10 protein-coding genes and 2 pseudogenes are annotated in these 15,045 nt (G+C 72.0%); 1 reads left to right on the forward strand and 11 read right to left on the reverse strand.

Going from position 1 to position 15,045, the window contains the following annotated elements:
* The 7 genes and pseudogenes from K8V84_RS01545 to K8V84_RS01575 form a co-directional block, all read right to left on the reverse strand.
* Positions 1-128: pseudogene (locus K8V84_RS01545) on the reverse strand (IS5/IS1182 family transposase); the annotation flags it as partial.
* A 200-nt stretch (positions 129-328) separates the two neighbouring features.
* Positions 329-1,831, reverse strand: coding sequence for a UDP-N-acetylmuramoyl-L-alanyl-D-glutamate--2,6-diaminopimelate ligase (locus K8V84_RS01550; RefSeq protein WP_304069446.1), 1,503 nt, complete (start codon positions 1,829-1,831; stop codon positions 329-331).
* A gap of 24 nt (positions 1,832-1,855) precedes the next feature.
* Positions 1,856-2,341, reverse strand: a complete 486-nt coding sequence (locus tag K8V84_RS01555; protein WP_304069448.1) for a hypothetical protein — start codon at positions 2,339-2,341, stop codon at positions 1,856-1,858.
* Between the two features lie 101 nt (positions 2,342-2,442).
* Entirely contained in the window at positions 2,443-4,011 is a 1,569-nt protein-coding gene (locus tag K8V84_RS01560; RefSeq protein ID WP_304069450.1) for an alpha/beta hydrolase, read from the reverse strand.
* 101 nt (positions 4,012-4,112) lie between these two features.
* The gene (locus tag K8V84_RS01565; protein ID WP_304069452.1) at positions 4,113-5,633 is read right to left on the reverse strand and encodes an alpha/beta hydrolase; all 1,521 of its coding nucleotides are present in this window, start codon (positions 5,631-5,633) and stop codon (positions 4,113-4,115) included.
* A 39-nt stretch (positions 5,634-5,672) separates the two neighbouring features.
* The gene (locus K8V84_RS01570) at positions 5,673-7,775 is read right to left on the reverse strand and encodes a CRISPR-associated protein (RefSeq protein WP_304069454.1); all 2,103 of its coding nucleotides are present in this window, start codon (positions 7,773-7,775) and stop codon (positions 5,673-5,675) included.
* Between the two features lie 3 nt (positions 7,776-7,778).
* Positions 7,779-8,144, reverse strand: a complete 366-nt coding sequence (locus tag K8V84_RS01575) for a hypothetical protein (RefSeq protein WP_304069456.1) — start codon at positions 8,142-8,144, stop codon at positions 7,779-7,781.
* A 329-nt stretch (positions 8,145-8,473) separates the two neighbouring features.
* On the opposite strand from K8V84_RS01575, the gene K8V84_RS01580 reads away from it, so the two are divergent.
* Positions 8,474-9,631: a hypothetical protein gene (locus K8V84_RS01580; RefSeq protein WP_304069458.1), complete on the forward strand. Its 1,158-nt coding sequence runs from the start codon at positions 8,474-8,476 to the stop codon at positions 9,629-9,631.
* A gap of 9 nt (positions 9,632-9,640) precedes the next feature.
* Here the strand turns inward: K8V84_RS01580 and K8V84_RS01585 are convergent, their stop codons facing one another.
* From K8V84_RS01585 to K8V84_RS01600, 4 genes and pseudogenes are all read right to left on the reverse strand, one after another.
* On the reverse strand, positions 9,641-11,821 hold the full coding sequence (locus tag K8V84_RS01585) for a TIGR03986 family CRISPR-associated RAMP protein (protein ID WP_304069460.1): 2,181 nt from the start codon (positions 11,819-11,821) through the stop codon (positions 9,641-9,643).
* Positions 11,821-12,534: a hypothetical protein gene (locus K8V84_RS01590; RefSeq protein ID WP_304069462.1), complete on the reverse strand. Its 714-nt coding sequence runs from the start codon at positions 12,532-12,534 to the stop codon at positions 11,821-11,823. The genes K8V84_RS01585 and K8V84_RS01590 overlap by 1 nt, the downstream gene beginning before the upstream one ends.
* Positions 12,531-14,108, reverse strand: coding sequence for an RAMP superfamily CRISPR-associated protein (locus tag K8V84_RS01595; RefSeq protein ID WP_304069464.1), 1,578 nt, complete (start codon positions 14,106-14,108; stop codon positions 12,531-12,533). The genes K8V84_RS01590 and K8V84_RS01595 overlap by 4 nt, the downstream gene beginning before the upstream one ends.
* Positions 14,105-15,045 (reverse strand): annotated as a pseudogene (locus tag K8V84_RS01600) (hypothetical protein); the annotation flags it as partial. The gene K8V84_RS01595 and the pseudogene K8V84_RS01600, both read right to left, overlap by 4 nt.

The following is a 15,045-nucleotide window of genomic DNA, read 5'->3' on the forward strand; positions in this document are numbered from 1 at the left end:
GCGGCCAACACCTCACGGTCCCCGCGTCTGCGCCTTCCACCACCTTGAGGCCGGGTGGGCACCTCGGGCACCACCCGTTGGAACAGCTCCCACAATCCGTCCGGCACCAACCGCTCAACCATCGACACTGGGCCAGGCTACCGAGGATCCAAATGAGATGAGCTCTAAGTGGAGAGAGCGTTGATCACCTGTGGCAGGAGCACCCACCGGAGAGGGGGGACCAACCCCCGGAAGTGGCTTCGGGACGACGCGTGGGGGGATCGCCCCGACATTCGGAATGTTTCCGAAGGGTCGACGGGACCCGATCCCCCCGAACGGTCGGGTCACCTCAATACGCGGTGACGAGTTCGCGCACGGTGTTCATGTCGTCGAAGGGCAGCATCTCGTCGCCGACGATCTGGTGGCTCTCGCTGCCCTTGCCCGCGATCAGTACGACGTCGCCGGCCCGGGCCACGGACAGGGCCCGATCGATGGCGGCCCTACGGTCGGCGATCCGGGTGAACGGAGTCCCGGTCTCCTCGATGCCCGAGGCCACCTGATCCATGATCGACTCCGGGTCCTCGTGGCGCGGGTTGTCCGAGGTGAGCACGCAGCGGTCGGAGTAGGTGCCCGCGATCCGTCCCATCTCGGCTCGCTTGGTGGTGTCGCGGTCGCCGCCACAACCGAAGACGGTGAACACCCGGCCGGGGGCGAAGCCGCGGATCGTGTCCAAGACCTTGTCCAGGGAGTCCGGTGAATGGGCGTAGTCGACGATCACCGAGATACCGCGCGGAGCCTCGAATCGCTCGAAGCGCCCCGGGATCCCCGGCATCCGTTCCAACGCCGCCACCAGTCCACCGAGCTCGTGCCCCTGGACATGGCAGGCGGCCAGCGCGGCGAGCGCGTTGGACACCGAGAAACGTCCCGGGATCGGGATCGCCGCGGGGTACTTTCGGCCATCGTGCCGAAGGACGAAGCGGGTACCCGCGGCGTCCACGACCAGGTCGGTCGCCTGATAGTCGGCGGGCCCCTCGACCGAGTAGGACACCGTGGCCCCGGGCATCATCGCCGAGATGGCGGCGCCCACCGGGTCGTCGACGTTGACCACGGCCTGGCGGCACAGACCCTGGAACAGCCGTAGTTTGGCGTCGCGGTAGTTCTCCATCGTGCCGTGATCGTCCAGGTGGTCCCGAGTCAGGTTGGTGAAGATCCCGACGTCGATGTGGGAACCGTCCACACGGTGTTGGAGCAGGCCCATGGACGTCGCCTCCAACACGACGCTCAAAGCGCCCCGAACGCGCATGCGGGCCAGCAGGTACTGAAGGTCCGGGGCCTCCGGTGTACTGAGCAGGGTGCGGGGCATCGGAATCGGGTCGCCTCCGGTCCGGGCCCCGGAGGTACCGATCACCCCGACACGGGCGCCGACGGCGATCCGCAGCAGGGACTCGTACATGGACGACACCGAGGTCTTGCCGTTGGTGCCGGTGACCGCGACGACGTCCATGTCCCGACCGGGCTCACCCTGGTGGCGCGCGGACACCAGGGCCGCGGCGACCCGGGCGTCCCCGACCCGGACCACGCACGACCCCGGTGGCGTTTCCGATTCGTCGAGGGTGAGGGGTTCCTGTACGAGGACGGCGACGGCGCCCCTGGTGAAGGCGGCGGCGATCCCCTCCGGACCGCCGTCGGGGTGCCCTGGGAGCGCGAGGTAGAGGGAACCCGGCGCCACTCGATCGATGTCGACACTGGGTGCCGACGTGATGGGGATATCGGGATCCCCGTAGATGACCTGGTGGGCATGGCCGTTGAGCAATGCGCTCAGTTGCAGGGGATGTCCCTTCGAAGACGGCACGACCGCGGACGCGGTCGGCAGCCGCTATGCCCGGAGTATACGTCTCGCTCCTCGACGCAACGGTCTCACCTCACGTTCCGGACCACGGGTGGTCCCGGTCGAAGCGTTCCGAGACGCCCGCCGCCGGCGGACCGTGCCCAGGGTGAGAGCGGTGAACAGGATCGCGCACGGAAGGGCGTAGGGGCCCGGGCCGAGGAAGAGGGAGATCGGGTCCGCGCCCATGGCGAGGGGCGCGAACCCGATGATGGTGAGCGCACCGGTCGAGACCGCGGCCGTCCCACCGACCCACAGCGGCCAACGTCCCCGGGCGCCCCGGGGAGAGGCCAGGGCCGATGCCGCGGCGGAGAAGACCAGGGCGACCAGGACCGGGATGAACACCCAGGCCAGGTAACCGACGGTGGGCTCCTGCGCGCCCGTGAACAGGAAACCTCCGGTGATGACCAGGTGTGCCGCGCCCAGAACCATCGCGGCGGCCGCGGCGGCCCGGCCCCATCTGCGTTGTGCGTCCATGGTCCCCTCCTCCGATCCGGTGTCTCGTACACGAGTCTGGCGAAGGTGGGCCCGCGGCGCCTCCCCCGGACGGGGGAGCTCGTTGGTCCGAGGGAGTGAGATCAGAGCACGCTCGGGCAGGTGGTGTCCTCACCCGGGAGCCCACCGCCGAGCAGGTAGGTCTCCACGGCCTCGTCCACACAGGCGCGGCCGGCCCCGTAGGCGGTGTGGCCGCCGCCCTCGTAGGTGAGCAGGGTGGCGGAGCCGAGCTGCTCGGTCAGTTCCCGCGCCCGGCTGTAGGGGGTGGCCGGGTCGCCCAAGGTTCCCACGACCAGGATCGGCGGGGCCATCGGAGCGCTGATCCCGGTGGGCATCGCCTCGGTGTCGGGCCAGGTGGCGCAGGGCAGCATCCGCCACACCTCGGTGCCGCCGAAGAGCGGTGAGGCGGCCTCGGCCTCGCGGACGCCCTGGAGGTAGGCGTCGATGCCGGTGGGCCGGGGGTGGTCGGCGCAGCGCACGGCGATGTGCGCGGCCTCGTCCGCGCCGGGCGGTTCGTCGGAGTCGTCGTCGCGCAGGCTCGACAGGTAGTCGACGACGAACCCGTCGCGTTCGTCGGCCGCCAGGCCCGCGAGCAACAGGGCGGTGCCCGGCCACAGCTGTTCGGTGTACAGCGAACCGCGCAGCAGGTCCAGCAGGGCGTACCTGTCCAGGTCGCGCCCGTCGACGCGCAACGGCTCGGTGTCGAGGCCGTCCAGGAGGGCCGCCAACTCCTCGGAGGCGGTATCCATGCCGGTGAACGGGCATTCCGGGGCACTGTCCAGGCAGTAGGCGACGAACGCCTCCCAGGAGGTCTGGAGCCCGGCGGTCTGTTCGACGGTGTCGGTGATCAGGTCGTCCTCGATCGACACCGCCCCGTCCAGGACCAGCGCGCCGGAGCGTTCGGGATACATCTCGGCGTACAGGGCGCCGATGGAGGTTCCGTAGGAGTAGCCGACGTAGTCCAGCCGTTCGTCTCCCAGGGCGTCGCGCACCAGGTCGAGGTCGCGGGCGACGTTCACCGTGCCCATGTTGAAGAGGAAGTCCTCGCCCACGGCGTCGACGCAACCGGTGGTGAAGGCGTGCGCGACCCGCCCCAGCTTCTCCAGGGCGCGTTCGGGCAGGTCGTCGGGGTCGATGCCTCGAATTCGGGCCAAAAGACCGTCCAGGTCGGAGTGGCCGCGGCAGGTGAATCCGCCGCTGTCGCCGACGCCCCGGGGGTCGAAGGAGACCAGGTCGAAGTTCTCCCGTACCCCGCGGCCCAGCGGCAGGGCCCCGGCGAGGAAGGTGTCGATCCCGGAGACCCCCGGACCTCCGAAGTCGAAGACGAGCGAGCCCCGACTCGCGCCTTGGGCGGGCCGTCGGATCAGTGCCAGTTCGAGGAGTTCGCCCTCGGGGTCACCGTGGTCGACGGGGACGGTGACGCTGCCGCACTCCAGTCGGGCGTGCCAGTCCGGGTCACCCTCGGCCGGCCCGGCCTCGGCGAGTTCGTCCTGGTCCGAACAGGGTTTCCAATCGATGTGCTGTCCGTGGAAGGGGTGGGGACCGTCCTTGACGTCGGCGAGCGGCGCTCCGGGTGTGATCGCCAGGACCGTCGCCAGCACTCCGGCACCCAGCAGTCGCCGCCTCGCCCGCACCCGCACACCGGACCTCACTCCGAGTAGTCGAACCCTCGACTTCCCATACTCGGAGTGAGATCGTAAACACACATGGTGAACATGCCGTGGCCGGGGTCAACAGTGCGTCCCGACGTGTTTTACCCGCCCGGGCAGGAGAGCCCGGTCTCGGGAACCTCCCCGGCCAGGAGGTAGGCGTCGACGGCGCCGTCCACGCACGGGTCGCCGTAGCCGTAGACGGTGTGTCCGGCGCCCTCGTAGGTGAGCAGGACCGCGGTGTCGAGCTGTTCGGTGAGTTCCTCGGCCCACGCGTAGGGGGTGGCGGGGTCGCCGAGGGTGCCGATCACCAGGAGCGGCGGGGCGTCGGGGGCGGTGAACCCGGTGGGGGTCTCCTCGGTGTCCACCCAGTAGGCACAGGGCAGTTGTTCCCAGACCAGGTCGGGGCCGAAGAGCGGGGAGTGTTCGGCGACCTCCTGGGCGGCCCTGCGGTAGACGTCGGGGTCGGTGGGGTCGTCGCGATCGGCGCAGTTGATCGCGGTCAGCGCGGCCTCATCGTCCGCCTCGACCGCCCCGGGTCCGTCCCCCTCCTCCTCGTCCTCGTCCTCGTAGAGACCGAAGGTGCCGTCGTAGAGGGCGTCGAGTCGCTCACCCGCCCCGTGCGGGTCGGCGTCCACCGCGGCCAGGGTCCTCGCCAGTTCCGACCAGGCGTCCTCGTAGTACAGCTCCTGGGAGATCATCGCCAGCAGGGTGGGACCGTCCACGGGCATGCCGTGGGTGCTGGGCGGGTCGGCGTCGAGCCGGGCGGCCAGGTCGACCATCTCCGCCTCGGACTCGGCCACCCCGGTGAAGGGGCACTCGTCCTCGTCCGCACAGTCGGCCACGAACAGCTCCCAGGTGTCCCGGAAGCCCTCCGCCTGGTCGAGGGCGATCTCCACGTTGGGCCGTTCGGTCTCCACCGCACCGTCCAGGACCATGGCCCGGGTCGAGTCGGGGTGGCGGTCCGCGTACAGGGCACCGATGTGTGTGCCATAGGAGAACCCGACGTAGGTCAGACGTTCGTCGCCCAACGCCCGACGGATCAGGTCGAGGTCGCGCACCACGTCGGCGGTACCGATGTGGGCGAGGAGATCCTCCCCCACCTCCTCGGCGCAGGTGTCGGCGTAGGCGCGGGCGGTCCTTTCCAGTTCGGCGAGTTCGGCGTCGGTCACCCGGGTGGAATCCTGTACCGCGCGACGGGCGTCGTCCATGGCGAACCAGTCGCCGCAGGCGAAGCCTCCGCTGTCGCCGACCCCGCGCGGGTCGAAGGAGACCAGGTCGAAAGCGGCACGGATGTCGTCGTCGAACATCGGGTGGTCGAGCATCTCCACCCCGGACTCACCGGGCCCGCCGGGATTGATCACCAGGGACCCGATCCTCTCGCGCGGCGAACCCTCGGCCGGGCGGCGCACCAGCGCCAACTCCAGCGTCTCCCCGTCGGGGTCGGCGTGATCGAGCGGCACGTCGAGGGTCCCGCACTCCGGCCCCTCCTCCCGTTCCGGCCCCTCCGGACACACCCGCCAGTCGACGCTCACCGTCGCGGCGCCCTCCGGCTCCGACGGGGCGCACCCGGCCAGCAGCAACGTCGCGACGACCCCGAAGGCCACACCACCCGTAATACGCACGTTCACCCTCTTTTCCCGGATGCCATCATGGCGCACCGTTCAAAGAAGGCCGACGTCGGTCTCCAACAAGGCCGGTGGCGCCGACGGGTCGACCTCCACCACCAGCGGTCGGGTGGGGTCGCCGAACCGGATCCCTTGATCCCCCGCGCCTTCGGAGGTGCTCTCGGCGATCCAGTCCACCAGCTCACCGGCCCGGGTCACGTCGCGGCCGGGACGGGTCAGCGCCAGCAGGGTCCCGGCCACGTCGCAGCGCACGCCCAGGTGCGTGGTCGCGGCGAACACGCTCTGTGCCCACCCGCCGGGGCTCACCTCGCGACGCGGCCCGCCCGGGGTTCGGCGTCGTCGCCAGGAGGGGGCGGCCAGACCGACCGCCCGGTCGTCGAAGGCCAGCACCAGGGAGGGCCGCTCCCGCGCGGTGAGGAAGGTGGACCCGTCGGCCAGGGAGGGATCCCACCAGACCCGGCAGGGGCCCGACGCCGCCCCGGAGAGCCCGCGCGCGACCAGGTCCAGCAGTTCCACCTCGACCTCGTCCAGCACCGGCCCCTCGACCACCTCGGCCAGGTCCGACGCCAAGGGTTCGTACCCGCTGAGCACCAGCGACCAGTCCGGCCCGGCGCGACCGCGCAGTCGGTGCCGGCCATGGCGCAGGCACACCACGGACCGGTCGCGGGCCAATTGGTAGGTGGCGCAGGCCCCGCCGTTGAGCGCGGCCTTGGTCAGTCCCAGGCTCATCGCCTTGGTTCCGGTGGTGAAGTCCACGACCACGGGGCGTTGCCCGTCGCGTTCACGGCCGATCCACTCCCCCACCGTCGCCGCGACCGCCTCGGGGTCGAAGCCGTTCACCGGGTCGGCGGCCAGGCGCACCCGGTCGCGGTACCCCTCGGCACGCAAGGCATCGGCGTCGGGGGCGGGCAGGCCGGGGTTCTCGACCGCGAACAGGGTACGGGCGGCGGCCTCGCGCACGTTGGCGCGCAGGCTCTGTTTGGAGGGCAGTACCAACGTGCGAGAGGGCCGGTGGGCGTGCAGCGCGGTCAGGGCGCCCAGGCGGCTGCCGCCCAGTGGGGTGACCAGGAGTGGGCCCTGTTCCGGGCCCGGGTGGTCGGGTGGTCCGGGGGACGGGGCCAGGGGTACGGGTGTGGCCGGCACGGCTCCGCGTCCGCCGTCCAGGGCCGGGAGGAAGGCCTTGCACAGGGCGTCGAAGGAGGTCACCCGTTCGAGGAGGGCGTCGGCGTGCCACACGTGCACGTTTCGGGCGGACAGCGCCGGGTTGTAGGCGGTGATGCGTTCACGCAGGTCGTCCACGACCGGGCCGGTGTAGACGAACAGGACCTGGGTGGCCCCACCGAAAACCCGACGTGACTTGGCGACCGTCCAGCCGGCCCGGGCGATCACGTCCTCGGCGCGGCTCTTGACCTCCACGCACAGGACCCGGTGGCGGTGACGCAGCAGGGCGTCGAAGTCGGCGATGGAACCACCGGACCGGTAGGGGTCGACCACCCGACGGGCGCCCAGGACCTCGGTGTCGGGCCTGGCGCCGGTGAGTCGGCGCAGGTGGGCCAGGACGCGGCCCTCGGCGATGACCCCGTTGAGTTCGCCCGCGGGCAGTCGTGGATAGGCCTCGCGCAGCGCGTCCTCTCCACCGCCGAGGTAACGGCGCACCGGCGCGGGGTCGCGACGTTCCTCCCAGCGGGCCCCGTGGATCGCGGCCAGGGTCGCCAGGTCCACCCCGAGCCGTCCGGGCGGGTCGCTGTGGGGATCGAGGTAGTGGCGCAGTCCGTGCGCTCGGGAGGGGAGGGAGCGTTCGTGGTGCAGTGCGGCCGCCACGCTCATGACCTTGGTACCGCCGGTGTAGTCCAGGTGCCAGGGGCGTCCGGCGAGCGCATCGCGCACCCGGTCCAGGAGCGCGGTGACCGCTTCGGGATCATGCGGGTCCGGACCCACGCTGAGGACGCGTACGACACGCTTCTCGCGCAGCCGCCCCACCGCCTCGGCGACCCGTCGCGCCACGGGCACGGTGCCGTCGCTACAGACCAGGAACAGGTGGTCGACCGGAAGGGTCAGCGAGGCCGACAAGGCCGGGGTGGGGTTCTGTCCCACGAGGACGACGGCTGCGGAGGGTTCGTCCACGTTGTCCTTTCTCATTCCTCAGGCGACCGTTTCCACCACTTCCCCATCCCTCGCGGATTCGGACATGATGACGAAAGAACGGCAGGCGGTCACCACTCCCTTGCTGTCCCGTACCAGGTCGGAGGGGACCAGGAGATCGCAGCGCTCGGGATGCGCGGAACTGACCACGGAAGAGACGATGTACCAGACCCCTTCCTCGGGGTCGGGGAGGTTGGCGGCACGGGTGCGTTCCTCTGACAGGAGGGGGATCCCGTCGATCTCACGTAGTGGTACCCGGTCGGTCTCGACCCTAGCGGGCCGTGGCGCGCTCTTCCAGGTGCGGATCACCCGCGCCTGCGCGTCGACCACTCGTACCTCGTGCGGCGTCAGGTTGATCACCCTCATACGTCGGACCTCCCGTTTCCTCTCGCCGACGTGCCCGTTCCAAGGTCTTCACCGCAGTCTCTCGGACACATGCGGCCAGACCCCTGCACCACTCCCCCTTGTTCTCTCTGTGACGGCTGTTTTCTCCTGACCGATTTCAGAACAAGAATATGATTCGCCTCTTCAGAGACGATCGTCGACAATTGACTTTCCTCCCATAGAAGCCCTATTTTGTTGTACGACCTCCCGTTGACGCAGGAGTGTCATCCGCTCGCTCTCGACTCGCACGCGTTTCCCCGGAAGGGCTGGGGGAGCGTCCCGGCCCCGGACCATCCGGGGGAGAAGAGTTCGTGAGCAAGCACCACTGCTCCGCCTGGGAGTTGTACGGGTCGACCACCTTCCTGCGCGTGTTCACCCGCGCGCTGGGGTGCGGCCCCTGCTCCACGGACGGAACCGCTCAGGGCTGCGCCGGCCACACCGAGCAGTTCTGGGATTACATCGACCTGTGCGTCGAGCACTGCCCGTGCCCCGAGCACGGCGGCGACCCGCACGGGGTGATCGCCGTGCGCATGACCCGCGCCCTGCCCACCGCCACGGGGGTGGACCGCACCGCCGCGCACCGACTGCGCGACGCGCTGGACGACGTGCGCCGCGACCGTTCCTACAAGAACCTGCGTCGGGTGTACCCGAGCCCCGCCCCCAACGGCAAGGACCGTAGCGCCTTCTCCGAACGTCCCCGCCGATGGGCCCAGCGCCGCGACGTGGCCCGGGTGGCCACCGACGTGGTCGAGCAAGAGGCCCTGGCCATGCTGGTGCTGACCGCCGGGCGGGGCAACCCGGCCGCCGACCTGCCCGAGGACATCTCCCCCGGTGAATCCGTCTCCTTCACCGAGGACGGCAGCGCCGTGCCCGTGGCCGACCTGCACGGGCGCCGGATGAGCGCCGTGTGCGAACCTCCCTTGGTCTCCACCGCCACCGGTGACTACCTGCTGCGCAAGATGACCGAGCTCGCCTCGGGCCGGGACGCCGACCCCGCTCGCACCCCCGACCAACGCCGTCGTCTCCTGCTGCGCGGACTCCTGCCCGAGATCACCGGTGAGGACCTGGCGCGGCGGCTCACCGACGTCCTGTCCCGGATGGCCACGCTCATGCCCACCCACTTCACCCTGGTGCAGCAGGCCCGGGGACGCGCGCGCAGCGCCCCCTACAACCCGGTCCCGGAACCGGCGCCGGACGACGAGGAAGTGCCCAGACGGGAGGTCCTGGCCGACCACGAACGCCGTTGGTTGCTCTGGCTGGGCCGGGAACTGGCAGCCGAGGCCCATGGCCACCGGTCGGCCTTCGGGGCCGACCCACAGGGCACGCTCGAAGCCCTGCTCGGCCGACTGTTGAAGACCGGCCCCGCGGCCCCCGAACGCTGGCGCGAGGCCCAGGACGACCCCGACCTGAGGGCCGACCTGTTGGACGCGCTGACCGAGGCGATCGTCTTCGGCGACCGCTCCGGCTGAGCGAAGCGCTCATGTTCTCCTCCGTCGGAACCGGTCCACCAGCGGCGGCAGGACCGGGTACTCGGCGAAGTCGCGAAGCGACATGACCGCGGTCTCCTCCAGGGACAGCCGATACCGCCAGCGGGTGGCCAGACACACGTCGACGACCTGGTCCACCTCGCGCCAACGCTCGGCCTCGGCCGGTCCGGGAAGCCGGTGACCGGCCAGGGCGACGGAGAAGGCGTCCAGGAACGACCGGACGCGCTCCTGGTCGGCGCGCGCCACTCCGGCGTCGGGGCGCAGGGACAGGTCGGCGGCGCGGGCGCCCCGGTCCACCAGGTACAGCTCGGGGTGCAGGTGGACGCTGCCCATCCCCAGCGACTTGCCCATCCCGACCTTGTGCGCGTGTTCGGGGTCGGTCGGGTCGCCGCCGTCCACCGGGTTGTCCAGCAGCAGCGCCCGCATCAGCGCGCCGAGTTCGGCGTCGGTGAGGTTGGTGAAGGTGACCCGGGATCGCAACACCAGTCCTTCGCGCAGCGGCACGATGTCGCGTTGGGTATCGCGCGGTGGCGGGGCGGACCCGTCGGTGGGCACCACCTCCAGGTCGAGTTCCTCCTGGGCGCGTTCGTCGTAGGGGTGCGGGCCGTCGGTGGGCCGGTGTCGGTGCAGGTAGACCTTGTATCCGCCCAGGCGCACGTCTCCCTCGTGCGACCAGGTGACGACGTCGGGGCGGTCCCCCGACGCGGCGTCGGGTCCCTGCACCAGGTAGTTGGCGAAGCAGCCGCGTTGCGGGGACAGCAGCCGCACCCGAAGCGCGGTCAGGTCGGCGTCGATCTCCTCGGCGACGGCGTTGCCGAACTCGATCCGGCCCTTGAGCGCCCCGGCCTCCCCCGCGAACACGTCGGTGTCGCCGAACATCGCGCGGCACACGTCCACGGTGCGCCCGGCCCGCTCCGAACGACGGGGCTCGCCGTGTTGAGGTCCCAGTACGGGCGCCGGGACGGCCCGGCGGACGGGATCCGCGTCGCCCACGGCGATGCGGTAACCGCCCGAACGCCCGAAGGAGACCACCCGACCGGAGTCGTCCACGTCGAACCACACCGGTTCCAGGCTCTGTCGGGGCAGCCCACCGCCCGGAGTCCCCGCCACCGGTGGTCGGGCCGGATCACCGCCGCTCGCCGAGAGGGTGTCGGGGAAGGCCGCCCGTTGGTAGCCGGTGATCTGCTCGGCCGACTCGAACAGGTCCACCAGGGAGTCCGGTACGGGGTGTCTGCCCCCGCGCAGGTCCGGTGGACGGGGGAAGAGGTAGGCGTTGCGCCGCTCCCCCGCCGCCGCGCCGGTCAGCACCAGCAGCGCCCGGATCACCCCGCCCCCGGCCGCGCTCGCCGCCGGGTGGGCGCGGGCGTCCTTCTCGGTGGGGGCGACGGCGACCACGCCTCGCCCGTGGTGGACCGCGTGCACCCAGCGGTGCTGCAACCGGCCATGTTGTTCGTGGGTGGTGGGCACGTAGCCGGCACCGCGTGGCGGATCGGGGAACTTCTCCACTCCGAAGTCCCACGTGGCCACGCTCTCGCGCAGCACGTCGAAGGACACCTTGAGCGCCCGCCCGGTCGAGGGTTCCGGCTCGGTCGCCGGAAGCTCCACGACGTACCAGCGTTCGTCCTCCGGTGACCGGTACATGAACCCCTGGGCGGTGCGCAGACCGGCCCGGCGTTCGCGGTAGTGGGCGTGCCGGCGGGCCATCACGTGGCGTGCCCGGGTGGACAGCGAACTGTCGGTGTTGTCCGGGTCGATGCGCACCGGGGCGCGGAAGAACAGCATGGGGGTGTTGACCGGCCCGGTCTCGCCGCCGGTGAGCATGCGCACGGTGTTGCGGACCAGGCCGCGCAGGGTCGTGCCGGGCACGGTCGGCAGCGCACGCCCACCGCAGGGGAGCCGGAGCGAGCGGGCCGCCCCGCCGCCGCGTCGGGTCCGCCCGACGAACGTGGGGGTCAGTGTGGTCAGTGTCAGGTCGATCCAGCCGGTGTGCGTGCCCGGGATGGTGCGGTCGTGCGAGCGCAGGAGCTCGTCGGTGTCGTGGCCGGGGTGCAGGGCCTTGGCGGGTACGGGTTCGTCGGCCAGGCGGACCAGCCCGTAGGGCGCCGTGGCCCGGTACCGGGGCCGCGGCCCGACCTTGGCCATCCGAGGCGCGAGCTCTCGGGGATCCACCATCAGCGCTCCTCGATCCGGTCCCCGGTGCCCACCTCGAACTCCGGACCGGTGGGCTTGGGTCCGGCGCACATCCCGGTGAGCCGGTGGAAGGCCACCCCCACCGCACCGGTGGCGGGGTCGGCGGCCCAGTACTCGCGGACGGTCAGCCAGGTTCCGGTGCTCTCCAGGGCGCTGCGTCCCGGCTCCGCCAGGGGGCGCAGCCGGCCGGAGAACTCGGTCCAGGTCACGGGCAGGACCGCTTCTGTGCCCGAAGGTTCTCGGGTGATCGTCATCGGTACCTCCCCATCCAGGACGCTCCGGTGTTCGGCGCCGACCCACCCCTGGAGCAGGAAGGAACGATCGCGGGGGCGCAGCCACTCGGGGAGGTCCCCGCCCCTGTCCGTGGCGATCCACCCGGACCCGGCACCCTCGCCCAGGCGGATCTGGGCGTGCGCGGCGAAGACCAGGACCTCCAGGATCCGCCATCGGTCGGCGACGTCGCCGTCGGAGCGCCGCCAACTCTGCCGGGGACAGGCCCCGGTGACCCGCCCGTCGCCGAACTCGGCCAGGAGCCATTGGGGGCCGGGCGGGGAGCCCTCCAGGGCCCGGTCCAGCTCACGGCAGCGCACTCCGTGATCGAACACGTCGGCCAGGACGGCGTCGATCCGTTCGGGGGTGAGCCGTTCGACGTCGACCCCCACGGGGTCGGGTGGTTCGTGGGCGCGGACGTTCACGGGGGTCCCTCCTCGGTGAGTCGGGTGTGCAGGGCGCGCAGCCGGCCACGGACGATCTCGCCCTCGGGGCCGTCGGGTTCGTCGAGCGCCGCCATCAGGTCCACGGTGTCCGGCTCGTCCTTCGAGCGGCCGTGGGTGACCAGGCCGGCACGGGTGACGGTGAGCCGGCCGTTGCCCCCTCCCGCTCCGGCTCCCAGGGTGTCCAAGGGGACGGTGGACAGTTCCCGGACCACCAGGGCGAGTAGGCCGAGCACGGCGTCGTCGGGTTCGGCCACGTCCAGGACGACCTCGGCCCTCCCCCCGCAGTGCACGTCGGTGGTGAACAGGCGGCCGTCCACCGCGTCGCCGAACAGCGAGTCCACGGTCATGCGCGTGGTGGTCAACGGCGCTCCGCCGGTGAGGGTGGGGGTGGCGCGCAGGCGGATCCGGGACGGTCGGGGCGCGCCCTGGTCGGCGGGGTCGGCGCCCCACCAGTGACCGTGCCATCGTCGCCACCGCCCCGCCGGTGCGTCCAGGTGTTCGGCGGCGTCCCGGACCAGGCGACCGCCGATCCGTTTGAACAGGGCGAACAGGGCCGTGTCGCCGAGCACCGGCGCCCGGCGCACCCTCCCTTCGTCGGTGACCGTCGGCCGCCATCGGTGGGCACGGTCGACCTCGGCGAGCCGATCGGACTCGGGCACGTCGCCGATCATGAGCAGACCCGGGCGCAACGGTCCGGGCGCGAGGGGGTCGGCGCGTTCGGCCACGCACAGTTCCAGCCGCAGCTCGGCCCGGTGCCGCGGGTCGGGACGGGTCGAACCGACCCCCACGTGCGCCGCGACCGCCTCGCGTCCGTTCTCGCGCAGCCGGGTGTCGAGGAGTTCGGGAAGATCGCGCGGGGGATCGGTGAGGGCCTCGGCGCCCTGGCCCGCCCGTTCGTCCCACGTGCGCGCGTGGAAGTCGAACCACCCGCCCGGGTCGGTGAGGTCGTGCCGGCGGGCCGCCCAGTGGGTGGCCCGGACCGCGCCGTACCCGCGGCCGGTGCGGCCACCGATGCGGATACCGGGCCCCTCCCCCGCCAGGCCCCGGGTGGCCAGGACCAACAGGGTGAGCAGGCGCGCCTCGACGGCGGGTTCGGGAACCCACAGACGCAGGTGACAGGTGAATTCGGTGCCGGCGGGGAGGACCTCCCACTGCCACATGCGGCCGGGGTGCACCGTCCCGGTTGCCGGGTCGACGCGGGTGCCCACCCGTACGGTCACGGAGGTGTCGTCGGGCAGGACGGCCTGGGCGTCGTCGAGGTCCAGGGCGCTGGGCACCGGGGCCGCCTCCCCCGCCCCGAAACCCGAACTACCGTCGTCGATTCCGAACAGCGAGGTCACCGTCGTCCGGTCGGTGCGGGCCAGCAGCTCGTGACGGAGCAGTCCGGCCAGCGTGGTGGCGCGCAGCCGGGGCAGGCCGCTGTACGGGTCGCGGTCCAGGGTCAGGTCCACGTCGCTCTCGGCGGCGTGTCGAGGTGTGGCCCGGGCCGCGCCCACGTGGGCGTCGCCGAGCAGGAGCAGGCGGGTGGTGAACTCCCACACCAGACGGTTCACCGTGTCCCACCTCCGTCGGGGGCCGTCCGCAGGACCCGCGCGGCCTCCGCCATCCAGGAGGAGACCAGTAGCAGGCTGAGTCGTGGCGCGGCCTGGCGTTCCCATTCCTCGGCCCGGGGCGACAACCCACTGTCCCGCGCCAGGTCGGGCAGGCCGTCGGGGCGGGCCAGGTCCACGGCGGCCAGCGCACGGGGGTAGGCCGAGTCCGGCGCGTCACCGGGACGGTGGGAGCGCCACCACGACACGGCCCCCTCACCACCGGTCAGATCGCTCAGCCAGCGATGGACGGTGATCCGTCCGCCCCGACCCGGACGCCTCAGGCGGGCTCTTTCCAGGGCGCGCACCGCACGTTCGCGCAGTACCTTGTGCGCGCCCTGTCCCGGGTCCCCTGTCAGGGTGGTGTGCAGGACCGTCAACGCCTCGTCGGCGGTGCGGTGCGGGTGGGCGACCACTTCGCGCAGCCGGCCCAGCAGGCTGGGGGTGAGCGGTGCGAGGGTGGCCCCGGAGGCGCGGGCCAGGTCGCGGGCATGGTCGCGCACCGGTTGCGCGGCGGCGTTCCACAGCAGCGCGTCGTACAGGACCGCCAGGTGCGGGTCGGCCGCGGGGTCCGGTTCCCCGGGCTCGGGAAGGGCCCTGCCGTCGGTCAGGGTCACGGTCCCCGGTCGGCGGGCGGGTATCGGCGCCGAGGGCGGCGCGAACGGTTCGGGGGCGCGCGGCGGCGGATCCAGGAGGACGAACTGGCCGTACCCGTCCACCGCCCTTTCGCCCAGCGGATGCGCCTCCAGGTCGCGGACCTGGGCGGTGCTCAGTTCCGTGATCGGTCGCAGTCGCACCACCGAACCCGCGGCGGCGGCCCGGCGCTCGGCCATCGGCCCCCGATAGGCGCGGTGGTAGGCGCCCACGAGCACGGGTTCGACGTGCGCGGCCACCACCTCGG

This window comes from Nocardiopsis listeri (genome assembly GCF_020741345.1).
GTDB classification, from domain to species: domain Bacteria; phylum Actinomycetota; class Actinomycetes; order Streptosporangiales; family Streptosporangiaceae; genus Nocardiopsis; species Nocardiopsis listeri_A.